This window comes from Rhizobacter sp. P2_H2, from assembly GCF_056403375.1.
On sequence record NZ_JBFUFP010000025.1, the window covers coordinates 1 to 20,677 of the forward strand.

The window sequence follows — 20,677 nt, forward strand, 5'->3', positions numbered from 1 at the left end:
GCCCCGACACGAACAGGAAGCCGTTGGACCGAATCGCCGGCGAATACCGGTTCGTCTCATAGAGCGACTGGCGCCCGGCCGGAAAAACCACATCACGCTTGCCCATCGATGGCTCCTTGGAATTGATCACGATGGCGTGACTCTAGGGATCCCCGCCGCCCGGATCTACGGGCCTCGAAGACAATCATCGTTTGGAAAATCCAAACAATCGTCGACGGGCTGGGGGCAGCGATGGACCGTTTTGATGCGATGCAGGCATTCGCCCGCGTGGTGGAGACCGGCAGCTTCACGAAGGCGGCCGAGACGCTGCAGCTGAGCAAGACCAGCGTGACGCAGCTGGTGCAGCAGCTCGAGGCGCGGCTGCGCGTGAAGCTGCTGAACCGCACCACGCGCAAGGTCAACGCCACGGCCGACGGCGCGGCCTACTACGAGCACGTGCTGCGCCTGCTGGCCGACATGGACGATGCCGAGAGCAGCCTGTCGAGTGCCTCGTCGGCGCCACGGGGCCGGCTGCGGGTGGACGTGCCGACCCCGCTGGCCCGCATGATCCTGGTGCCGGCACTGCCGGCCTTCCACGCGCGCTACCCCGACATCCAGCTCGACATGGGCGTGAGCGACCGCATGGTGGACCTGATCGGCGAGAAGGTGGATTGCGTCGTGCGCGGCGGCGAACTCACCGACCTGTCGCTGATCGCACGCCGCGTGGGCGACCTGCAGGCCCGGGTCTGTGCGGCGCCAAGCTACCTCGAGCGTGCGGGCACACCGGTGCATCCGCGGGATCTCGAGGGCACGCATCACCGCATCGTGGGCTACAAGAGCGCGCGCACCGGCACGATCCTGTCGTACGCGATGCAGCGCGACGGCGAACGCATCGAGGTGCTGGGGCGGTACGTGGTCGCGATGGACGATGGCAATGCCTACTTGGCGGCCGGCCTGGCGGGCCTGGGGGTGCTCTGGCTGCCGGACTACATGTCGCAGGCCCACCGGGCGAGCGGCGAGCTGGTGCCGCTGTTCGAAGACTGGCGCTTCGATGCGATGCCGATCTACGTGGCGTTTCCGCCGAACCGGTATGTCAGCGCGAAGCTGCGCGTGTTCATCGACTGGGTGGCCGAGTTGATGGCGCAGCACGCACCGCCGCAACCGCACTCGACGCCCTCAGGCTCGTGACGGGTTTTCATTCGGACCAAGGCGGCGTGACGACACCAAAAACGGCAGCTGCCACCACGAACATCACGAGCATGGCCACTGCGGCAACGCGTGGCGGCAGGAACCGCCGAAGAAGATGCACGCGAACGTAGAGGCCGACAACCGAGGCTGCCAGCACCAGGAATGGGAAGCCGATGGGCGCCCAGCCGGTTTTCGCCGGTTCATTGAAGGCGCTCAAGGCCACAACGAAAACAGGCGCAGGCACCAGGAGCAAGGCCACATCGGCGAGGAAGAGCGAGTGCGTGCGGAAAGCGGACACCAAAGGCGGAACTGCGAGCAGGAGCAGCACCGACATAACGGTGATCGCAAGCGGTTCGAAGGACATGGCGTTCCCGTTGATGCGCTGCACGTGCTCTTGGCTTCAGGAAGGACAATCCGCCGGCGGCAAGCGAGGATCCGGCATGCCGCAGTGTCGATGATCTCGCATGCTGCCTCCTGAATGACTTCCTATTTCTTCGTCTTGTCGGTGGGTCTCGTCGCAGGCTGCGTGAGCGGCGTGATCGGCACCGGTTCATCGCTGATGCTGTTGCCGGTCCTCGTCTACGCCTACGGTCCGAAGCAGGCGGTGCCCATCATGGCCGTCGCCGCGGTGCTGGCCAACATCGCACGCGTCGCCGCCTGGTGGCGAGAGGTCGACTGGAAGGCCGTGGCGGCGTATGCGTTGCCGGGTGCGCTCACCGCGGCACTCGGCGCACGCACGATGCTGTCGCTGCGACCGGCCGTCATCGACGCGATGCTCGGCGTGTTCTTCCTCGCGATGCTGGTGCTCAGGCACTGGCGTGCCGGCACGAGGCGGCGCCTGCGCTTGCGAGAGGTCTCGGCAGCCGGCGCGGTGATCGGTTTCCTCACGGGCCTCGTGCTGTCGACCGGACCGCTCAGCGTTCCGGTGTTCACCGCCTACGGCCTGACGGGCGGCGCCTTCATCTCCACCGAAGCCGCAAGCTCGCTGGCGCTGTACCTCGGCAAGATCGCGACCTTCCGGCAGCTGGGTGCGTTGCCGGCCGACACGCTGCTGCAGGGCGCCATCGTCGGCAGCTCGCTGATGGCAGGAACCTATGCCGGGAAGGCGTTCGTGATGCGCATCAGCCCCCGCGCGTTCTCGCTGCTCCTGGATGCGCTGATGCTGTGTTCAGGGCTGTCGCTGTTGTGGGCGGCGTGGCGCTGAGGTGCCGTTGGTAGACATTCAAATAGTTCGAGTCGACCTGGCAGCAGGTGATGTCGCAGAAGTTGACTCGGTCGGGCTTCTCCAGCCATCGGCCGACGCCGGTGAAGTAGCGCACATGCGCCGCGGCAGAAGTCGTCTTCACCAGGCGTCCGATGATGAAATCCGGGTCGTCTCCATGCTCGCACTCGAGAATGAGCAACGGATGGGCGCGCGCAAGCTGCTTGATGATTGCGCGCCAGTCCTGCAGATCGAACGTCATGTCGAATGGAACCTGCTCCAGCAGGCCGTCTTGCTCGAGCAATGTGGTTTGGAACTTGTTCGTCGCAGAGCTTCGAATCTCGGTGATGTCCGATGTGCTGAGCACCATCAACCCGTCCAGGCGGAAGTCGCAGACGTACTGCAGCACGACCAACTGATCGGACGAGGCCAGCACGAATCCCTGGATCGTCTGGGCGTCGATCTCGGTCCGCGTGATCGAAACGAGTTCCCGCTGTGCCGTCATTCGCCTCCTCCGCGCTCGTACTTTGATGTGGCACGAATTCTGGCATCGAACGCCACGGCGTCATGTCCACGCAACGCCTCGATTGACCCGCGTCAGCCCACCGCCCGGTGAACACCTGCCCGAGGTCCGAGCTTGCGCGGCGGCAAGGTTCCACCGTTCATGCCGCGCTGCAATGGTTCGCCGGGGGATGTTCCCCCGCCCACAACCACAGGAAAGAGACCATGACTTCCCGCTCGATGTTCGCCCGCGCCACGCTGGCGCTGGCCGCCGCTGCCGCCTTCGCCGCCGTGCCCTGCGCGGCCCAGGCTCAACCCGAAGCCACCGGCCCGTGGCTGGTGCGCCTGCGCGCCGTCAACCTCGACAGCGCCAACAAGGACGACACCGGCCTCGACCTGAGCATCAACAGCAAGGTGATCCCCGAGCTCGACATCTCGTACTTCTTCACGCCCGAGATCGCCGCCGAGCTGGTGCTGACCTACCCGCAGAAACACGACGTGAAGGCCGGCGGCACGGTCATCGGCTCGCTGAAGCACCTGCCGCCGACGCTGCTGGCCCAGTATCACGTCACCGGCATGAAGGGCTTCACGCCCTACCTCGGCGCCGGCGTCAACTTCACGCAGTTCTCCGCCGTCGAGCTGCCGGCGGGCGTCGACATCGACCGCCACAGCGTCGGCCTCGCGCTGCAGGCCGGCGTGGACATCCCGCGGCAAGGCTGGCTGTCGCTCAACATCGACGTGAAGAAGGTGCAGATCCGCACCGACGTGAGCGCCGCCGGCAACAAGCTCGGCACCTTCAAGGTCGACCCGCTGCTGGTCGGCGTCGGCCTCGGCTGGCGCTTCTAGCAGCGGACGCAGGGCCCGGTCAGGCCGGGACCTTGTAGTCGCGCTCGGTCATCAGGTCGATGCCGCAGCTCAGGCCCTCGGCCCACGCGATGAACTCCTTCACCGCCGGGCCGGCCAGCGGCGCGCCATGCTGCGGCACCATCATGTCGATGCGCAGCGGGCGCACCATCTGCGCCCACAGCCGCAGCACCTTGTTCGACACCATGTAGCGCCGATGGAAACCCTCCATGCGCGGCAGCACCTCGGCCAGCGACGTGACCGGCTGCTGCGCCTGCGCGCCCGAGCCCATCGACGCGCCGAGGTCGCCCGAGAACAGGATGCGGCTCACCGGGTCGTAGAACTGGAAGTTGCCCTCGGCGTGCAGGAAGTGCGCCGGCAGCGCGACGAGCTCGTGGCGCCCGATCGGGATGCGCTGCCCGGCGTCCGGGATGCCGACAACACGCCCCTTCACCTTGCCCGCCTTGCAGAAATGCGGCACGAAGCGCTCCCATACGCGCGAGATGTACAGCTTGGCGCTGCTGGTCGCCGTCATCCAGCGATCGAGCGACGCGATGATGTCCGGATCGGCGTGCGAGGCGACGATCGCCGACAGTTCATGCGGCGCGAAATGACGCGTCATCGCCATGTACAGCTCGTTGTAGGCGAGCGTGCCGCCCGGGTCRATGATCGCGCCGGTGCCGCGGTCGACGATCAGGAACTGGTTGGATTGCACCGCGTCGCCGTCCTCGTCGCAGAGGTCGGTGAACATCAGGCACTGGTGCCCGTCGGCATTGAAGAGTTCTGTCGGCATCGTGTCGTCCAAGTGAAGTCGGGCGACTCTAGAAGCGACGTGATCGCCGCGGCTTGCGCCGGCTCAACAATGCTGCCGTCATGGATGAGGCCGGGGCGCTTTACGCGCGCTTGTGCCGGGTTCAGGATGGCGGCGACTCCCACTCGAGAACTTGAAAGACCCGATGAGCACCGATCACGTGACCGCGGCCGACCCGAAGGCGGCCGCCCTCCTCCCCCAGGACATCAGCACCGAAGTGCTGCTCGAGAAATACGCGAAGGGCGACGAGCGCACGCCCGACGACGTGCGGCGCCGCGTGGCCCGCGCGCTCGCGCAGGTGGAGCCCGCCGAATCGCGAGCCCAGTGGGAAGCGCGCTTCCTCGAGGCACTGCAGGCCGGCTTCATCCCGGCCGGCCGCATCAACTCGGCGGCCGGCACCGAGCTCACCGCCACGCTGATCAACTGCTTCGTGCAACCGGTGGGCGACGCGATCGCGCAGGAAGAAGACGGCCACCCCGGCATCTACACCGCGCTCACCGAGGCCGCCGAGACGATGCGCCGCGGCGGCGGCGTCGGCTACGACTTCTCGCGCATCCGCCCGCGTGGCGCCTGGGTCGCGAGCACGCAGGCCAACGCGTCGGGGCCGGTGTCGTACATGCGGGTGTTCGACCGCTCCTGCGAGACGGTGGAGTCGGCCGGCGCGCGGCGCGGCGCGCAGATGGGCGTGCTGCGCTGCGACCACCCGGACATCGAGGAGTTCATCCACGCGAAGGACAAGGGCGACCTCAGCAACTTCAACATCTCGGTCGGCCTCACCGATGCCTTCATGGAAGCGGTGCAGCGCGACGCCGCGGTCGACCTGGTGCACCGCGCCGCGGCCGGCCCGCACCAGGTGGCGGCCGGCGCGCACCAGCGCGACGACGGGCTGTGGGTCTACCGCAGCCTGCCGGCGCGTGCGCTGTGGGAGCAGATCATGCGCTCCACCTACGACCACGCCGAGCCGGGCGTGCTGTTCCTCGACCGCATCAACCTCGACAACAACCTGTCGTACTGCGAGACCATCACCGCCACCAACCCGTGCGGCGAGCAGCCGCTGCCGGCCTACGGCTGCTGCTGCCTCGGCTCGATCGACCTGACGCGCTTCGTGCGCACCCCGTTCGACGCGGGCGCGCGCTTCGACGACGCCGGCTTCACGCGGCTCGTGACGCTGGCGGTGCGCATGCTCGACAACGTGCTCGACATCAGCTTCTGGCCGCTCGATGCGCAAGCCCGCGAAGCGCGCAGCAAGCGCCGCATCGGCCTCGGCTTCACCGGCCTGGGCGATGCGCTGGTGATGCTGAACCTGCGCTACGACAGCGCCGCCGCGCGCGACGAGGCGCGCCGCATCGCCACGCTGCTGCGCGACAGCGCGTATGCCGCATCGTGCGATCTGGCGGCCGAGCGCGGCGCGTTCCCGCTCTTCAACGCCGACCTCTACCTGAGCCGCGGCACCTTCGCGTCGCGCCTGCCCGGGCCGCTGAAGGAGCGCATCCGCAAGCAGGGGCTGCGCAACTCGCACCTGCTGTCGATCGCGCCGACCGGCACCATCAGCCTGGCCTTCGCCGACAACGCGAGCAACGGCATCGAGCCGGCGTTCTCGTGGAGCTACCAGCGCCGCAAGCGCATGGCCGACGGCAGCATGAAGCAGTACCCGGTGGAAGACCACGCCTGGCGCCTGTACCGCCACCTGCGCGGCCCGCAGGCACCGCTCACCGACGCCTTCGTCACCGCGCTCGAGATGAGCGCGCAGGCCCACGAGGAGATGGTGGCCGCGGTCTCGCCGTTCGTCGACACCGCGATCTCGAAGACGGTGAACGTGCCGGCCGACTACCCGTATGCGGATTTCCAGGACCTGTACCTGCGCGCCTGGACCTCGGGGCTGAAGGGCCTGGCGACCTACCGGCCGAACGCGGTGCTGGGCTCGGTGCTGAGCGTGGAGCCTGCCGCCTTGCCGCTGCAGCTGGCGCCGGCGGGGCATGCCAACCAGCGGCTGGCCATCGAGCGGCCGCCGCAGCCGGTGCTGGCCTCGCTGCGCTGGCCGGGCCGGCCCGAGCTGATGGCCGGCAACGCCGCGTGGACCTACATGATCCGGCACCCGCATGGCGAGTTCGCGCTCTTCATCGGCGAGCTGCCGCAAGACGGGCGCTGCGCGCCCTTCGAGGTGTGGGTGAACGGCGCCGAGCAGCCGCGCGGGCTGGGTGCGCTCGCGAAGACGCTGTCGATGGACCTGCGCGCAAAGGACCCCGCCTGGGTGCGGCTGAAGCTCGACGCGCTGGCCACCGTGCAGGAGGAGCGCGCCTTCGACATGCCCTTCCCGCCCGACGGCGCGCCGCGGCGCTTCCCGGGCGTGGTGGCGGCCACCGCCGCGGTGATCCGCTGGCGCTGCGAGCAACTGGGCCTGTGGGCCGCGCCGGCCGAAGGCGCGGCCTCCACGCCGGTGATCGACGCGATGTTCAGCCGCCAGGAGCCGCTGACCGGCCCGAACGGCACGCTCGCCTGGTCGGTCGACATCCACAACCCGGCCAGCGACGAGGCGTTCACGCTCTCGCTGAAAGAGGTGCAGCTGCCCGAAGGGCTGGGCGGCCAGGGCGGCGCAGTCACGCTGCCCTGCGCGATGGGGCTGTCGGGCAACTACCCGCGGGCGATGGACGGGCTCGCGCGCATCCTGTCGCTGGACATGCGGGTGCTCGACCCGGCCTGGATCGGCATGAAGCTGCGCAAGCTGCTGAGCTATGCCGAGCCGCTCGGCCACTTCATGGCCTTCGTGCCGGGGCTCGCGCCCGGCCAGCAGCGCCAGCAGACCTGGCCGTCGACGGTGGCCTACCTGGCGCGGCTCGTGATCCACCGCTACACGATGCTGGGCGTGCTGGACGAGGAAGGCTATCCGCTGCGCGACATGGGAATCCTGCAGCCGCCGGACCCGGGCGAGGCCGCGGCCGCGCCGCTGGCCGGCACGGCCTGCCCGGAATGCGGCAACCATGCCGTCATCCACAAGGACGGCTGCGAGTTCTGCACGGCCTGCGGGCACATCGGGAGCTGCGGATGATGCCGTCGCCCCATTCATGTCATCGATGACACACATGGTCATGCGGCCTCCTCAATGTGGGGGCTTGTAGGACAGCAGGCCTCCCACCAGAATCCGGCCCGACCGGGTGCGGCCGAGATCGCGCGCTGGATCACAACGATCACAACGTCATGTCACGAGGGAGACCCATGATTTCTGCTTCCACGCGCGCCCTGTGGGCGTCTGCCCTGGCCGTTTCGCTGTCCACGCTCGTTGCCTGCGGCGGTGGGGGCGGCGGCGACACGCCGGCTCCGCCTCCGGTCTCGGGCACCCCGCCTGCACCGGCGCCCGCCGCCGCGAGCTACTGGGCCCGCACCTTCACGTACACCTCGGCCGGCAACTACGTGCTGCGCTACTACTACTCCGACAACGTCGTCGACTCGACCGGCCGCGGCACCTACTACGACGTGCGCGAGGCCCAGTCGGGCGGCAAGCCGGCGGTGGTGGTGTACGACACCGTCCAGTTCGTCACCGCCGAGGGCTGGCACACGCCGCTCGACGGCGCAACGCCGAACCACAGCGGCCCGAACGGCGCCTACGACTACAACCACGGCTACATCGGCCAATCGACCTGGGTCGACACCGACGTGGCCGGCCAGACGATCGCGAGCGTCGTCGCCAAGGCGCAGGACCTGAGCACCAACACCTTGTCCACCATCGTCGGCGTCACCGCGGCGAACCTGACCGGCGTGATGCCGGCCGGCGCGAAGATCCGCGCGATCTCGAACACCGAGAGCAGCACCCCGGTCGGCTACCGGCTGACGGATGGCTTCGTCGGCAACAGCGTGACCACGCTGGCCCAGATGATCACCAGCTACCCGGCCGTGTCGAACAGCGCAACGGTCTCGACGGCGAACACGGTATCGATGGGCAGCATCCACGGCAGCAACGGCTGCGGAACCCAGGTCTGCGTCCAGGAACGGGTGCGGGGCAGCTTCAGCGCCGGCGGCGCCGTGACCCTGCACCTGTGCGACGTCGACACGGTGTCGGGTGCGGTCTCCAATTGCAGCAGCCTCCCCGCGGCCACCTACACGGTGGGCAACGCAGCGGATGGCGCGACGCCGGTCATGACCTTCACCGGCCTGCCGGCGGCCATCTCCGCCCAGACCTTCACGCGCGTCTTCGTGCAGCGCGGCGGCCACGTCTACCAGGGCTTCCAGGACAAGCCGACCACGCAGACGAAGCAGACCCGCCTCAACAAGGTCGCGTTCGAGGCGCTCGCCGCGAGCCTCGGCGTCACGCCGCCTGCCATTCCCGACCACCCGGCGGCGGCGGCCGGCACCTGGAGCGTCACCTACGCCGGCGGCGACACCGGCAGCTGCACCGCGCTGTCGGTCAACGCCCCGGGGCACGTGATCGGCACCTGCACCTCGTCCGGCGTGGGCGGCAGCTTCATCGTCAGCGGCACGGTCAGCGCCGCCGGCGGCCTCTCGGTGGGCAGCACCAGCAGCGACGCCAGCTTCAGCGGCACGCTCGGCGCCAGCACCGGCTCGGGCACCTGGACACGACCGAGCGCGTCGGCGACCGGCACCTGGAACGCCACGAAGCAGTGAGCCGAGCGGCTGCGCACGGCATGCGTGTCTGACACGGGCGCGGGAAAACCCCGCGTCACGTCTCGACACGATGCCGGGCAAAGCCCCGAAATAGCCGTGAAACTTCCTCCGCCTCTGCGGCTCCAAACGCGGTCACAGCTCTATACTGGGTCCGCGTGAAGTCTTCTTATCAGGCAGGAAGTGGGTCAATGATGGGTGCCAAACTCAAGGTCGCAGGCTGGATCACGCTGGGGGCCGTCGCTGGCGCGCTCACTACCATGCAGTTGCAGGCGACCGCCCGCAACACCGCCGCGCAACTCCCGCTGGAAGAACTCCAGCAACTCGCCGCCGTCTTCGGGATGGTCAAGAGCGATTACGTCGAGCCGGTCGACGAAAAGAAGCTGATCACCGACGCCATCGGCGGCATGGTGGCCGGCCTCGACCCGCACTCCCAGTATTTCGACAAGAAGACCTTCAAGGAATTCCGTGAAGGCACGACCGGCCGCTTCGTCGGCGTCGGCATCGAGATCGGCATGGAAGACGGTCTCGTCAAGATCGTCTCGCCGATCGAGGGATCCCCGGCCTTCCGCGCCGGCCTGAAGAGCGGCGACCTGATCACCAAGATCGACGACACCGTGGTCAAGGGCCTGACGATGGACCAGGCCGTCAAGCGCATGCGTGGCGAGCCGAGCACCAAGGTGCTGCTGACCATCTTCCGCAAGACCGAGAACCGCAGCTTCCCCGTCACGATCACCCGCGAAGAAATCCGCGTGCAGAGCGTGCGCTCGAAGATCGTCGAACCCGGCTACGCGTGGCTGCGCGTCAGCCAGTTCCAGGACCGCACGGTCGACGATTTCGCCCGCAAGCTCGAAGAGATCTACAAGCAGGAACCCAACCTGAAGGGCCTGGTGCTCGACCTGCGCAACGACCCGGGCGGCCTGCTCGAAGCCTCGGTCGCGGTGTCGGCGGCCTTCCTGCCGGCCGATGCGGTGGTCGTGACCACCAACGGCCAGATCGCCGAATCGAAGCAGTCGTTCAAGGCCTCGCCGAGCGATTACCTGCGCCGTGGCGGCGGTGACCCGCTGCGCAAGCTGCCCGACGCGCTGAAGAAGGTGCCGCTGGTGGTGCTGGTGAACGAAGGCTCGGCCTCGGCGAGCGAGATCGTCGCCGGTGCGCTGCAAGACCACCAGCGCGCCACCATCATGGGCACGCAGACGTTCGGCAAGGGCTCGGTGCAGACCGTGCGCCAGCTGTCGCCCGAGACCGCGCTGAAGATCACGACGGCGCGCTACTACACGCCGAGCGGCCGCTCGATCCAGGCCAAGGGCATCGTGCCCGACGTGATGATCGACGAGACTGCCGACGGCAACCTGTTCTCGGCGCTGCGCGTGCGCGAGGCCGATCTGGAAAAGCACATCGGCAGCGGCCAGGGCGCCGAGCAGAAGGACGAAGCCCGCGAGAAGGCACGCGAGGAAGCGCGCAAGAAGCTCGAGGACGAAGCCGCGAAGAAGAACCCGCTGAAGCCGCTGCCCGAGTTCGGCAGCGAAGAAGACTTCCCGCTGGCGCAGGCGATCAACCGCCTGAAGGGCAAGCCGGTGGTCGTCTCGAAGTCGGTCGTCGAGCGGCGCGCCGAGGCACCGGCGACGAACTGATCCGGCGCCACGCCACCGAACGCCCGCCCCGCGCGGGCGTTTTTCATTGTTGGGTATCCTGCCGTCGATGAACGACGACCAGCTGCTGCGCTACTCCCGCCACATCCTGCTCGACGAACTCGACATCGCCGGCCAGCAGCGGCTGCTCGATTCGCATGCGCTGGTGATCGGTGCCGGCGGGCTCGGCTCGCCGGTGGCGCTGTACCTCGCGACCTCGGGCGTCGGCACGCTGACGATCGTCGACCACGACACCGTGGACCTGACCAACCTGCAGCGCCAGATCGCGCACGACCTGTCGCGCGTCGGCCAGCCGAAGGCGGCCTCGGCCGCACGCTCCATCGCGGCGATCAACCCCGACGTGCGGGTGCATGCGCTGACCGAGCGCGCCGACGCGCAGCGCCTGGACACGCTGGTGGCCGCGGCCGACGTCGTGCTGGACTGCAGCGACAACTTCGCGACCCGCCATGCCGTCAACGCCGCCTGCGTGGCGCACCGCAAGCCGCTGGTGTCGGGCGCGGCGATCGGCTTCGACGGCCAGATCTCGGTCTACGACACGCGCGACGACACCGCGCCGTGCTACGCCTGCCTGTTCCCGCCCGATGCGGCGTTCGAGGAGGTCGCCTGCTCGACGATGGGCGTGCTCGCACCGCTGGTCGGCATCATCGGCAGCATGCAGGCCGCCGAGGCGCTGAAGCTGCTGGCCGGCATCGGCAGCTCGCTGGCCGGGCGCCTGCAGATGCTGGACGCCCGCCGGATGGAATGGAACGAGGTCAGGCTCAGCCGCCAGCCCCACTGCCCGGTGTGCGGGCAGCGCGGCCACGCCTGATCAGTCGGGTTTGATGTTGGCGGACTGAATCACCTTCGCCCAACGGGCGACCTCGTCGTGCAGGAAGCTCGCGAAGGCTTCCGGCCCGCGCGCATCGATGCGGAAACCCTGCGTGCGCGCCCGCTCCTCGAGCTCGGGCGTCTGCATGATGCGCACGACCTCGGCGGCGAGCTTCTTCACCGYGGCATCGGGCATCGAGGCCGGCGCCATCAGGCCGGTCCAGTTCTCGGTCAGCAGCTCCGGCAGGCCGGCCTCGGCGGTCGTCGGCACCTCGGGCACCAGCGGGTGGCGGGCAGCACTGGCGATGGCGATCGCGCGCAGCTTGCCGGCCTTCACGTGCGCGATGCTCTCGGGGAAGTTCGAGAACACCACGTCGAGCTGGCCGCCGATCAGGTCGGTCATCGCCGGCGAGCCGCCCTTGTACGGCACGTGCTGGATGTTGGTCTTGGCCAGTTCGTTGAACAGCGCGAGCGTCAGGTGCGGCGGCGTGCCGTTGCCGCTGGAGCCGGCATTCAGGTTGCGCGACTTCGCGGCAGCCGTCAGGTCCTTCAGCGTCTGGATCGGGCTCGCCACCGGCACCACCACCAGGATCGGCGAGCCGGCCAGCAGCGCGACCGGACGCAGGTCCTTCGAGAAGTTGTAGGCCGCCTTCGGGAACAGCGTGACGTTGGCCGCATGCGTCAGCGTGATCGCGAGCAGCGTGTTGCCGTCGCCGGGCGACTTGGCGGCCACATCGGCGCCGATCTGCCCGCCGCTGCCGGGCTTGTTGTCGATCACGACGCTGACCTTCCAGCGCTCGCCGAGCTGCTGGCCGACCAGGCGCGCCATCACGTCGGTCAGGCCACCGGGCGGGAACGGCACCACGTAACGGATCGTCGTGCCGGGCTTCGGATAGTCGCCCGCCTGTGAAAAGCCCAGCGCAGGCCACAGGCCCGCGGCACCGATCAGTACTGCTCGTCGCTTCACGCTCGTCTCCTTCAAATGGCCGGCATGCTGCCCGCGACGCGGGCTGGCTGCAAACCTATCGATATGCGCGGAAAGTCGTAGCTTCAGGACAGCTGTTGCGCTAGCGCCTCCGACACGTTCAGTCCATCACGTTCCGCGGCGCGCCGCAGCTGCTCGCGTCGCGCGCCCGGCAGCCGCACGCCGTCGTCGCGCAGCATCTCGTGCACCAGCACCTCCAGCCGGTCGAGGAACATCTCGCGCCCGGCCAGTGCGCCCGGGTCGATCACGATGAAGGTCTGGCCCAGGTGCGGCCGGTTGCCCTCGTCGACGAAGAAGCTCGATGCCTCGAAGCCGAAGTTCGCGCCGATCAGCGCCGTGACGAGCAGCTCGACCACCAGCGCCAGCATCGCACCCTTCGGGCTGCTGGCGGCGCCGATCGCGAGCATCGAGCCCTCCATGCCGGCCTTCGGGTCGGTGGTGGGCTCGCCGTTCGCATCCAGCGCCCAGCCGAGCGGGATGCTGCGGCCTTCCTTGGCCGCCACCATCAGCTTGCCGCGCGCGACCTCGCTGAGGCTCAGGTCGATCAGCAGCGGGTCGGCATCGCGCCGCGGGAATGCGGCCGCCACCGGGTTGGTGCCGAAGATCGGATGCCGCCCGCCGGCCGCCGGCATCGCCGACGGCGAGTTCGAGAAGCCGAGCCCGGCCATGCCGGCCGCGGTGACCGCGCGCAGGTGATCGACGACGACACCGCAGTGGTGGCTGTTGACGATGCCGACGATGCAGATGCCGAGCTCGCCGGCGGTGCGGATCGCCTCGGCAATGGCCAGGTCGCAGGCCGGGAACGCGAGGCCCTCCTGCGCATCGACGACCAGCGCCGCGCCCTTGCGCTTGACGACCTGCGGCTGCGCCGCGCCGTTGACGCGGTCGCAGCGCAGGTGGCCGCTGTACTGCGCGACGCGGCTCAGCCCGTGCGAGGCCAGGCCCTGCGCCTCGGCCAGCACCAGCGCGCGGGCGGTCGATTCGGCCATCGCGGCGTTGGCGCCGGCGCGCTGCAGCGCGGCCGCGACGCGCGCACGCGCCTCGTCCATCGTCAGCACCGTCATGCGAGGGCCTCCAGCACCTTCGCCGCGATCAGCGCCGACACGCGCTCGTTGGCCTCGGCGGTGACGCCGGCGATGTGCGGCGTCAGCAGCAGGTTCGGGCAGCCGGCGAGCGGGCTGCCGGCGGGCAGCGGCTCGGCCTCGAAGACATCGAGCGCCGCGCCGGCCAGGTGCCCGGCGTGCAGCGCCTCGGCCAGCGCCGCCTCGTCGACGACGCCGCCACGCGCGGTGTTGATCAGCACCGCGCCGGGCTTCATCGCGGTCAGGCGCCGCGCATCGATCAGGTGGCGCGTGCTGTCGAGCAAGGGAACGTGCAGGCTGACGACATCGGCCTGCGCCAGCAACGCGTCGAGCGCGAGCGACGGCAGGTCGGCGCCGGCCGGCATCGCGGCGTCGTGCGCGATGACCTGCATGCCCAGCAGGCGCGCCAGCCGCCCGGTCAKCTGCCCGATCGAGCCGTAGCCGACCAGCCCCAGCGTCTTGCCGCCGATCTCGCGCCCATTCGTCAATGCGGCTCGCGGCCACTTGCCCGCGGCGACCTCGGCCGACGAGCCGTAGGCGCCGCGCAGCAGCAGCATCGCGGTCGCGACGACGTACTCGGCCACGCTCTGCGCATTGGCGCCGGTGGCCGGGATCACGCGGATGCCGCGCGCCTCGCAGCCGGCCAGGTCGAGGTTGTCGAGGCCGACGCCCAGGCGCCCGACCACCCTGCAGCGCGTGAGCGCCGCCAGCAGCTCGCCTCTGACCTGCGTGCGGTTGCGCACGATCAGCGCGTCGACGCTGGACGCCAGCGCGATCATCCGCGCCGGGTGGTCGACCAGCGTCGCGTCGTGCACGACCTCGTGCTTCGCGGCCAACTGCGCCACCGCCGGCGCATCCATGAATTCGGTGATGAGAATCTTCATCGCCGGATCATGCACTCTCGAAAAGCCGGGTCAGCACGAACTCGCGGTGGCCCAATGCCTCGGCCGCGGTCAGCCGGCCATTGGCGGTGCGCAGCATCGATTCGAGCAGCTGGTCGCCCGCCTGGTCGAGCGTGATCTCGCGCTGCAGCAGCCCCGAGGTGTCGACGTCGATGTGCTCGCCCATCAGCCGCACGGTGCGCGGGTTCGCGCAGATCTTGATCACCGGCACGATCGGGTTGCCGATCACGTTGCCCTGGCCGGTCGGGAAGAAGTGCACCGCGAAGCCCGACGCCGCGCACAGCGTCACCATCTCGGCCGCGGCCGACGACGAATCCATGAACCACAGGCCCGGGTGGGTCGGGATCTCGGCCTTGTCGATCACGCCGTCGACGGTGCAGGTTTTCCCGATCTTCTGGATGTTGCCGAGCGCCTTCTCCTCGATCGTCGTCAGCCCGCCGGCGATGTTGCCCTTGGTCGGCTGGCTGTCGGAGAGGTCGCTGGTCTTGTGGCGGTTGATCATGTCCTGGTAGCGGTTGAACATGAACATGAAGCGCTCGCGCACCGTGTCATTCGCGCAGCGCGCCGCGACGATCTGCTCGCCGCCGGTGATCTCGGAGGTCTCGCCGAAGCACAGCGTGCTGCCCAGCGGGTGCAGTTTGTCGAACGCGTTGCCCACCGTCGGGTTCGCACCGCAGCCCGAGGTGGTGTCGGATTCGCCGCACTTGGTGGAGACCCACAGCTCGCTGATGGCGCAGGCCTCGCGCTGTTTCTCGCTCGCCCACTGCACGTACTCGCGGGCGGCGCGCGAGGCGCGCAGGATGGTGTCGTGGTCGCCGTGGCCCTCGATGCCGAAGCCGATGACCGGCTTGCCGGTGGCGGCGATGCCGTCGACGACCTTCTTGGTCCAGCCGTCCTCGATGCCGATCACGACGACCGCCGCGACGTTCGGGTTGCAGCCGGCACCGATCAGCGTGCGGAAGTGCAGGTCGAGGTCGGCGCCGAACTGCAGCCGGCCGTACGGGTGCGGGATCGCCATCGTGCCCTTGATGTTGTGGGCGACGGCCTCGGCCGCGGCGTTGGACAGGTCGTCCAGCGGCAGGATGATCACGTGGTTGCGCACGCCGACGCGGCCGTTCTCGCGGCGGTAGCCGAGGAAAGTGGTGTTCTTCGAAATGACTGCCATGGTGGATCCCGTTACCAACGCTTGGTCTTGATGTTCTGGACGTGGGCGTGCTCGCCCGCCTTGATCGGCGCGACCACCTTGCCCATGTCGATGCCGTACTTCAGCACCGTGTCGCCGACGGCCATGTCGCGCAGCGCGACCTTGTGGCCGATCGGGATGTCCTGCCGCGCGACCAGCTCGGTCATGCGGTCCTCGTCCATGATCCAACCGGCCAGCGGCATGCCGGCCTTGACGCCCTCGACCACCACCACCGCGACGCTGTCGTGGGCGTCGTGCAACACGAAATGAATCATCCGGAAACTCCTGCCGCGCAACAGCGGCTGCCTGCAACGATGGCGGCGAATATCGGCCGGCGTTTCCCGGCTGTCAAACCAGTCATCCATATGACTTGGTTGACCTGGACCTTTGGCCCGTAGAATCGCGGCATGCCGACCGCGCCCGTGCCAGCCCGTCCGCACTTCGAGGCCATCGCCCCGGAGTCGGCCGGCATGCCGCTGTACCGCGTCGTGAAGCGCGCGCTGCTGCAGTCGATCGAGGCCGGCACCTGGGCGCCGGGGCAGACGCTGCCGAGCGAGACCGAGCTGGCGCTCGCGTTCGGCGTGTCGATCGGCACGCTGCGCAAGGCGGTCGACGAGCTGTCGGCCGAGCACATCCTGGTGCGGCGCCAGGGCCGGGGCACCTTCGTCGCGACGCACTCGGCCGACCGCTTCCTGTTCCAGTTCTTCCACGTCGAGCGCGCCGACGGGCTGCGCGAGGCGCCCTCCGTCGAGCTGGTGTCGTTCGACCGCACGAAGCTCGACGAACCGGTGGCCGAGGCACTGGGGCTGCGCGCCGGCGACGCGGCTTTCCAGTTCGAGAACCGGCTCGCGCTGCAGGGCCGCGCGGTCATCCTCGACCGGCTGACGCTGCCGGCCGGCCTCTTCAAGGGCCTGACCGAGAAACGGCTGCGCGAGCGGCCGAGCACGCTGTACCAGCTGTACCAGAACGAGTTCGGCATCACCGTCGTGCATGCGCGCGAACGCGCCCGCGCCGCGGCGGCCGACCGCCATGTGGGGYGGCTGCTCGGCATCGCGGCCGGGCTGCCGGTGATGCAGGTGCACCGCGTCGCGCTGACCTTCGGCGACAAGCCGGTGGAGCACCGCGAATCGACCATCAACACCGCCCAGCACGACTACGTGAGCCTGTTGTCCCGGAAGGATGCTGCCCGATGACCGCGATGACCGAACCTCTCGACCTGCTCGCCGCCTACCGGGTGGCCGAACGCGCGGCGCGCGCGGCCGGCGCCCACCTGCAGGCCTCGCGCTCGCGGCTGAACGCGGTGGCGCTGATGCGCAAGCAGCCGGGCGACCTGGCCAGCGAGATCGACCACGAGGCCGAGCAGCTGATCCACGACGTCGTGCGCCGCGCCTACCCGGGCCATGCCTTCCTCGGCGAGGAGACCGGGCGGCAAGGTGCGAGTACGCCAGGCGAGCCAGGCGATGGCGACCCGCCGCTGTGGGTCGTCGACCCGCTGGACGGCACCGCCAACTACCTGCGCGGCTACCCGCAGTACGCGGTGTCGGTTGCGCTGGTGGTGGGCGGCGAGCCGGTGCTGGGGACGATCTTCGACCCCTGCCGCAACGAGTTCTTCGCGGCGATCCGCGGGCGCGGCGCGCGGCTGAACGGCGCGGCGCTGCAGTGCGCCGACCGGGCCCGGCCGATCGACGCTCTGGCTTCGACGGTGTTCCCGAAGCCCACGTCGCCGCGCATGGCGAGCTACCTGGGCGAGTTCGGCCGCGTGCTGCGCAGCTTCGGCGGCGTGCGGCGCTCCGGCTCGATGGCGCTGGAACTGGCCTACCTGGCGGCGGGCAGGATCGACGCGTTCTGGGAGCACGACATGGGCGCCTGGGATGCCGCCGCCGGCATCGTGCTGCTGCGCGAGGCGGGGGCCGGGATCGAGGCGCGCGACGGGCGGCCGCTGCTCGAGAGCCGCTCGCTCGCCGCCAGCACCCCGGCGATGCGCGAGGCCTTCGCGGCCGTGCTCTCGCAGGCCGGATGATTCACGCCCGAAATTCACACCCCGAGCGGCGTTAAGCTGCGCCCCATGGACAAGCGAACCGACCTCACCGCCCGCAATTTTCCGTCAGCCCGCCAGGAGGCCGACAAGCCCCAGGCCCCGGCCGGCCGCTACGACGGCCCCGAGAGCGCCTACCGGCTGGCGTTCACCGACACCACCTTCCTGCTGCGCGAGGAACTGCGCCCGGTGCGCATGCAGCTGGAGCTGCTGAAACCCGAGCTGGTGCAGACCGAGCAGGGCATCGAGTCGACGATCGTGATCTTCGGCAGTGCGCGCATCGTGTCGCCGGATGTCGCGCAGCGCCTGCTGGGCGACGCGCAGGCCGCGGGCGATGCCACGGCGCTGCGCATCGCCGAACGGCATGTGGCGATGTCGCGCTTCTACGATGAAGCGCGCAAGTTCGCCGAGATCGTCACGCTGAGGTCGAAGACGCTCGCCACGCCGATCTACGTCGTGACCRGCGGCGGCCCCGGCATCATGGAGGCGGGCAACCGCGGCGCCTACGAGGTCGGCGGCAAGAGCATCGGGCTGAACATCGTGCTGCCGCACGAGCAGGCGCCGAACCCCTACATCACGCCGGAGCTGTGCTTCCAGTTCCACTACTTCGGCATGCGCAAGATGCACTTCCTGATGCGCAGCATCGGGCTGGTGTGCTTCCCCGGCGGCTTCGGCACGCTCGACGAGATGTTCGAGGCGCTGACGCTGATCCAGACCGGCAAGTGCCGGCGCCGGCCGATCCTGCTGTTCGGGCGCGAGTTCTGGACGCAGCTGATCAACTTCGAGCTGCTGGTGCAGACCGGCATGATCAGCGAGGTCGACCTGCAGCTGTTCCGCTTCGTCGAGACGGCGGAAGAGGCGTGGAGCGTGCTGGAGGCCGAGTACGGGATGGCGCTGGCCGAGGTCGATCCTGATGACAAGAACCACTTTGCGACCGACCTCTGAAGAGACCCGAGACATGAGCAAACAGATCAGCATCATCGGCGCGCCGACCGACATCGGCGCCGGCACGCGCGGCTCGAGCATGGGCCCGGAGGCCTTGCGCGTGGCCAACATCGTGCCGGTGCTCGAAGGCCACGGGCTGGAGGTGGCCGACCGCGGCAACCTGGCCGGCCCGTCGAACCCGTGGTTGCCGCCGGTCGACGGCTACCGCCACCTGCACGAGGTGGTGGCCTGGAACCAGGCGGTGCACACCGCGGTGCATGCCGAGCTGGTGCTGGGGCGGCTGCCCATATTGCTGGGCGGCGACCACTGCCTGGGGCTGGGGTCGATCAGCGCGGTGTCGCGGCACTGCCGCGAGACGGGCAAGAAGCTGCGCATCCTGTGGCTCGATGCGCATGCCGATTTCAACACCAACATCCTGACGCCGAGCGGCAACCTGCACGGCATGCCGGTGGCGTGCCTGTGCGGGCACGGCCCGAAGGAGCTGATCGAGATCGGCGGGCACGTGCCGGCGATCAACCCGAAGTGGATCCGCCAGATCGGCATCCGCAGCGTCGACGAGGGCGAGAAGCGCTTCGTGCACGAGATGGACCTGGAAGTCTTCGACATGCGCTACATCGACGAGATGGGGATGCGGCATGCGATGGAGCTGGCGCTGGCGACGCTGGACGCGAACACGCACCTGCACGTGAGCTTCGACGTGGACTTCCTCGACCCCGACGTGGCGCCCGGCGTGGGCACCACGGTGCGCGGCGGGCCGACCTACCGCGAAGCGCAGTTGTGCATGGAGATGATCGCCGACACCGGCCGGCTCGGCTCGCTCGACGTGATGGAGCTGAACCCGGCGCTGGACGTGCGCAACCGGACCGCGGAGGTGGCGGTGGATCTGATCGAGTCGTTGTTCGGGAAGAGTACGTTGATGAGGAAGTAAGAGCGTACCGCCGCCTCGTTCACAGGGAACCGACGGACCGGCGCTGTTACTCAACCTGCAAGATGCTGCAGCGATGTCACCTGCAGCCATAGAAAAGCTTGCAGGAGACACCATGACGACCGAGATTCGCCTGTGGCGAAGGCACTTCATCGAGTTGACGGAATCGCTCTATCGCCTGCGCGGGCAGACGCCGCCACCCGTCGGCGACGCGTTCGAAAGAGGCTGGCAGACAACGCTGCAATGGCACGGTGTCGGGTTCCGGCTGCTGCATGACGATCCTGACGACGCGATCGGCCGGTTTGCCCTGCAGTGCGCCTTCTGCACAGTCCCCCAGGAAGCACCGGCCGATGAGCTGATGCGCGCAGCGCTGGAGATGAACCACGTCCTGGCACGGCAAGCCGCCGGCATGTTCGTGTTCGACACCGACACGCGGGAACTGATCTACAGCCTCCTGTCGCCCTTGCAAGGTRCCACAGCGTCGGGCGTGCTCGGAACGATGGAGGGCCTGATCCCCTTGGTCGCTCACTGGCGGGCCACGATGCCTCGGGTGATGTGCCATTGATGGACGAGACCGGAGCCATCAGCATGCACAACGCCGTGTCCACCCCATCGGACTACCCGATGCCCCTGCTGACAGTCGACATCACCTTGCAAGGGGAGTCGTTGACACTGACTCGCGTCACCGGTGTCCGCGCCTGCGATCAACTGGTCATCGAGTGCCGGATGGGGGCTGTTCCACCGGGGCATGAAGCGCGGCTGTACGAGCGGTTGCTTCATCTGAATTTCCAATTCTGCACGCTGCAAGGCAGCGGCTTCAGCATCCACCCCGACACGGCGGAAGTCACCTGCGCCGAAACGCACGACCTCGACACCGCAAACGCTGAGCGGCTGTACGCCCGCGCGGTACGCCTCGCGGTTGCCGTCCGAAAGTGGCGCCCGTTCCTGTTCGGCGAAGAAGCCCGTTGATTCAGCGGGCGAGTCCCGATTCCGACGGCGCTCGTCCTCTCCGAAATCTGAGTTC

At 68.9% G+C, this 20,677-nt stretch carries 21 protein-coding genes and 1 pseudogene; 13 read left to right on the forward strand and 9 right to left on the reverse strand.

All coding sequences use genetic code 11. From position 1 onward, the window contains the following. Nucleotides 1-106, reverse strand: a pseudogene (locus tag AC1D15_RS03810) (RidA family protein); the annotation flags it as partial. Nucleotides 107-231: 125 nt separating this feature from the next. Between AC1D15_RS03810 and AC1D15_RS03815 the strand changes: the two are divergent. Continuing rightward, nucleotides 232-1,167 carry a LysR family transcriptional regulator gene (locus AC1D15_RS03815; RefSeq protein WP_477824988.1) on the forward strand — a complete coding sequence of 312 codons (936 nt, stop codon included), beginning with the start codon at nt 232-234 and terminating at the stop codon, nt 1,165-1,167. 7 nt (nt 1,168-1,174) lie between these two features. Here AC1D15_RS03815 and AC1D15_RS03820 read toward each other — a convergent pair whose 3' ends face one another. Beyond that, nucleotides 1,175-1,555, reverse strand: coding sequence for a hypothetical protein (locus AC1D15_RS03820; RefSeq protein WP_477824989.1), 381 nt, complete (start codon nt 1,553-1,555; stop codon nt 1,175-1,177). Nucleotides 1,556-1,645: 90 nt separating this feature from the next. Here AC1D15_RS03820 and AC1D15_RS03825 point away from each other — a divergent pair, with 90 nt between their 5' ends. Beyond that, nucleotides 1,646-2,371, forward strand: coding sequence for a sulfite exporter TauE/SafE family protein (locus AC1D15_RS03825; RefSeq protein ID WP_477824990.1), 726 nt, complete (start codon nt 1,646-1,648; stop codon nt 2,369-2,371). Here the strand turns inward: AC1D15_RS03825 and AC1D15_RS03830 are convergent. Then, nucleotides 2,289-2,873, reverse strand: coding sequence for a hypothetical protein (locus AC1D15_RS03830; RefSeq protein WP_477824991.1), 585 nt, complete (start codon nt 2,871-2,873; stop codon nt 2,289-2,291). The two genes, AC1D15_RS03825 and AC1D15_RS03830, sit on opposite strands and share 83 nt — an antisense overlap. 221 nt (nt 2,874-3,094) lie before the next feature. On the opposite strand from AC1D15_RS03830, the gene AC1D15_RS03835 reads away from it, so the two are divergent. Next, nucleotides 3,095-3,715, forward strand: coding sequence for an OmpW/AlkL family protein (locus AC1D15_RS03835; RefSeq protein ID WP_477824992.1), 621 nt, complete (start codon nt 3,095-3,097; stop codon nt 3,713-3,715). A 19-nt stretch (nt 3,716-3,734) separates the two neighbouring features. Here AC1D15_RS03835 and AC1D15_RS03840 read toward each other — a convergent pair whose 3' ends face one another. Next, the gene (locus tag AC1D15_RS03840) at nt 3,735-4,505 is read right to left on the reverse strand and encodes an oxygen-binding di-iron domain-containing protein (protein ID WP_465113812.1); all 771 of its coding nucleotides are present in this window, start codon (nt 4,503-4,505) and stop codon (nt 3,735-3,737) included. A 163-nt stretch (nt 4,506-4,668) separates the two neighbouring features. On the opposite strand from AC1D15_RS03840, the gene AC1D15_RS03845 reads away from it, so the two are divergent. From AC1D15_RS03845 to AC1D15_RS03860, 4 genes are all read left to right on the forward strand, one after another. Further along, on the forward strand, nt 4,669-7,569 hold the full coding sequence (locus tag AC1D15_RS03845) for an adenosylcobalamin-dependent ribonucleoside-diphosphate reductase (RefSeq protein WP_477824993.1): 2,901 nt from the start codon (nt 4,669-4,671) through the stop codon (nt 7,567-7,569). A 167-nt stretch (nt 7,570-7,736) separates the two neighbouring features. Further along, a complete protein-coding gene (locus tag AC1D15_RS03850; protein WP_477824994.1) occupies nt 7,737-9,140 on the forward strand; it encodes a hypothetical protein in 1,404 nt (467 codons plus the stop codon). A gap of 191 nt (nt 9,141-9,331) precedes the next feature. Further along, the gene (locus AC1D15_RS03855) at nt 9,332-10,771 is read left to right on the forward strand and encodes a S41 family peptidase (RefSeq protein ID WP_047503406.1); all 1,440 of its coding nucleotides are present in this window, start codon (nt 9,332-9,334) and stop codon (nt 10,769-10,771) included. Nucleotides 10,772-10,838: 67 nt separating this feature from the next. Further along, nucleotides 10,839-11,597, forward strand: a complete 759-nt coding sequence (locus tag AC1D15_RS03860) for a HesA/MoeB/ThiF family protein (protein WP_047503126.1) — start codon at nt 10,839-10,841, stop codon at nt 11,595-11,597. Here the strand turns inward: AC1D15_RS03860 and AC1D15_RS03865 are convergent, their stop codons facing one another. The 5 genes from AC1D15_RS03865 to AC1D15_RS03885 form a co-directional block, all read right to left on the reverse strand. Continuing rightward, nucleotides 11,598-12,563 carry a Bug family tripartite tricarboxylate transporter substrate binding protein gene (locus AC1D15_RS03865; RefSeq protein WP_477824995.1) on the reverse strand — a complete coding sequence of 322 codons (966 nt, stop codon included), beginning with the start codon at nt 12,561-12,563 and terminating at the stop codon, nt 11,598-11,600. Between the two features lie 83 nt (nt 12,564-12,646). Continuing rightward, nucleotides 12,647-13,645, reverse strand: a complete 999-nt coding sequence (locus tag AC1D15_RS03870) for an Ldh family oxidoreductase (RefSeq protein WP_465113818.1) — start codon at nt 13,643-13,645, stop codon at nt 12,647-12,649. After that, complete coding sequence (locus AC1D15_RS03875; RefSeq protein ID WP_477824996.1) at nt 13,642-14,547, reverse strand: NAD(P)-dependent oxidoreductase; 906 nt, start codon at nt 14,545-14,547, stop codon at nt 13,642-13,644. Before AC1D15_RS03875 ends, AC1D15_RS03870 begins: the two co-directional genes overlap by 4 nt. 7 nt (nt 14,548-14,554) lie before the next feature. Continuing rightward, entirely contained in the window at nt 14,555-15,730 is a 1,176-nt protein-coding gene (locus AC1D15_RS03880; RefSeq protein ID WP_477824997.1) for a UxaA family hydrolase, read from the reverse strand. 11 nt (nt 15,731-15,741) lie between these two features. Beyond that, complete coding sequence (locus tag AC1D15_RS03885; RefSeq protein WP_047503134.1) at nt 15,742-16,023, reverse strand: UxaA family hydrolase; 282 nt, start codon at nt 16,021-16,023, stop codon at nt 15,742-15,744. Nucleotides 16,024-16,155: 132 nt separating this feature from the next. Between AC1D15_RS03885 and AC1D15_RS03890 the strand changes: the two genes are divergently transcribed. From AC1D15_RS03890 to AC1D15_RS03915, 6 genes are all read left to right on the forward strand, one after another. Further along, nucleotides 16,156-16,941, forward strand: a complete 786-nt coding sequence (locus AC1D15_RS03890; RefSeq protein WP_477824998.1) for a GntR family transcriptional regulator — start codon at nt 16,156-16,158, stop codon at nt 16,939-16,941. Continuing rightward, nucleotides 16,938-17,768, forward strand: coding sequence for an inositol monophosphatase family protein (locus tag AC1D15_RS03895; protein WP_477824999.1), 831 nt, complete (start codon nt 16,938-16,940; stop codon nt 17,766-17,768). The genes AC1D15_RS03890 and AC1D15_RS03895 overlap by 4 nt, the downstream gene beginning before the upstream one ends. 45 nt (nt 17,769-17,813) lie before the next feature. Beyond that, on the forward strand, nt 17,814-18,728 hold the full coding sequence (locus AC1D15_RS03900; protein WP_477825000.1) for an LOG family protein: 915 nt from the start codon (nt 17,814-17,816) through the stop codon (nt 18,726-18,728). A gap of 13 nt (nt 18,729-18,741) precedes the next feature. Beyond that, nucleotides 18,742-19,656: an arginase gene (gene rocF / locus AC1D15_RS03905; RefSeq protein WP_047503140.1), complete on the forward strand. Its 915-nt coding sequence runs from the start codon at nt 18,742-18,744 to the stop codon at nt 19,654-19,656. Between the two features lie 112 nt (nt 19,657-19,768). Continuing rightward, nucleotides 19,769-20,218, forward strand: coding sequence for a type III secretion system chaperone family protein (locus AC1D15_RS03910; RefSeq protein ID WP_477825001.1), 450 nt, complete (start codon nt 19,769-19,771; stop codon nt 20,216-20,218). After that, a complete protein-coding gene (locus tag AC1D15_RS03915; RefSeq protein WP_477825002.1) occupies nt 20,218-20,622 on the forward strand; it encodes a CesT family type III secretion system chaperone in 405 nt (134 codons plus the stop codon). The genes AC1D15_RS03910 and AC1D15_RS03915 overlap by 1 nt, the downstream gene beginning before the upstream one ends. Nucleotides 20,623-20,677: the final 55 nt, after the last annotated feature.

Coding starts and splice junctions, on each gene's coding strand:
- AC1D15_RS03815 (WP_477824988.1), top strand. CDS start 232: ATGGACCGTTTTGATGCGATGCAGGCATTCGCCCGCGTGGTGGAGACC.
- AC1D15_RS03825 (WP_477824990.1), top strand. CDS start 1,646: ATGACTTCCTATTTCTTCGTCTTGTCGGTGGGTCTCGTCGCAGGCTGC.
- AC1D15_RS03830 (WP_477824991.1), bottom strand. CDS start 2,873: ATGACGGCACAGCGGGAACTCGTTTCGATCACGCGGACCGAGATCGAC.
- AC1D15_RS03835 (WP_477824992.1), top strand. CDS start 3,095: ATGACTTCCCGCTCGATGTTCGCCCGCGCCACGCTGGCGCTGGCCGCC.
- AC1D15_RS03845 (WP_477824993.1), top strand. CDS start 4,669: ATGAGCACCGATCACGTGACCGCGGCCGACCCGAAGGCGGCCGCCCTC.
- AC1D15_RS03850 (WP_477824994.1), top strand. CDS start 7,737: ATGATTTCTGCTTCCACGCGCGCCCTGTGGGCGTCTGCCCTGGCCGTT.
- AC1D15_RS03855 (WP_047503406.1), top strand. CDS start 9,332: ATGGGTGCCAAACTCAAGGTCGCAGGCTGGATCACGCTGGGGGCCGTC.
- AC1D15_RS03860 (WP_047503126.1), top strand. CDS start 10,839: ATGAACGACGACCAGCTGCTGCGCTACTCCCGCCACATCCTGCTCGAC.
- AC1D15_RS03870 (WP_465113818.1), bottom strand. CDS start 13,645: ATGACGGTGCTGACGATGGACGAGGCGCGTGCGCGCGTCGCGGCCGCG.
- AC1D15_RS03880 (WP_477824997.1), bottom strand. CDS start 15,730: ATGGCAGTCATTTCGAAGAACACCACTTTCCTCGGCTACCGCCGCGAG.
- AC1D15_RS03885 (WP_047503134.1), bottom strand. CDS start 16,023: ATGATTCATTTCGTGTTGCACGACGCCCACGACAGCGTCGCGGTGGTG.
- AC1D15_RS03895 (WP_477824999.1), top strand. CDS start 16,938: ATGACCGCGATGACCGAACCTCTCGACCTGCTCGCCGCCTACCGGGTG.
- rocF (WP_047503140.1), top strand. CDS start 18,742: ATGAGCAAACAGATCAGCATCATCGGCGCGCCGACCGACATCGGCGCC.
- AC1D15_RS03915 (WP_477825002.1), top strand. CDS start 20,218: ATGGACGAGACCGGAGCCATCAGCATGCACAACGCCGTGTCCACCCCA.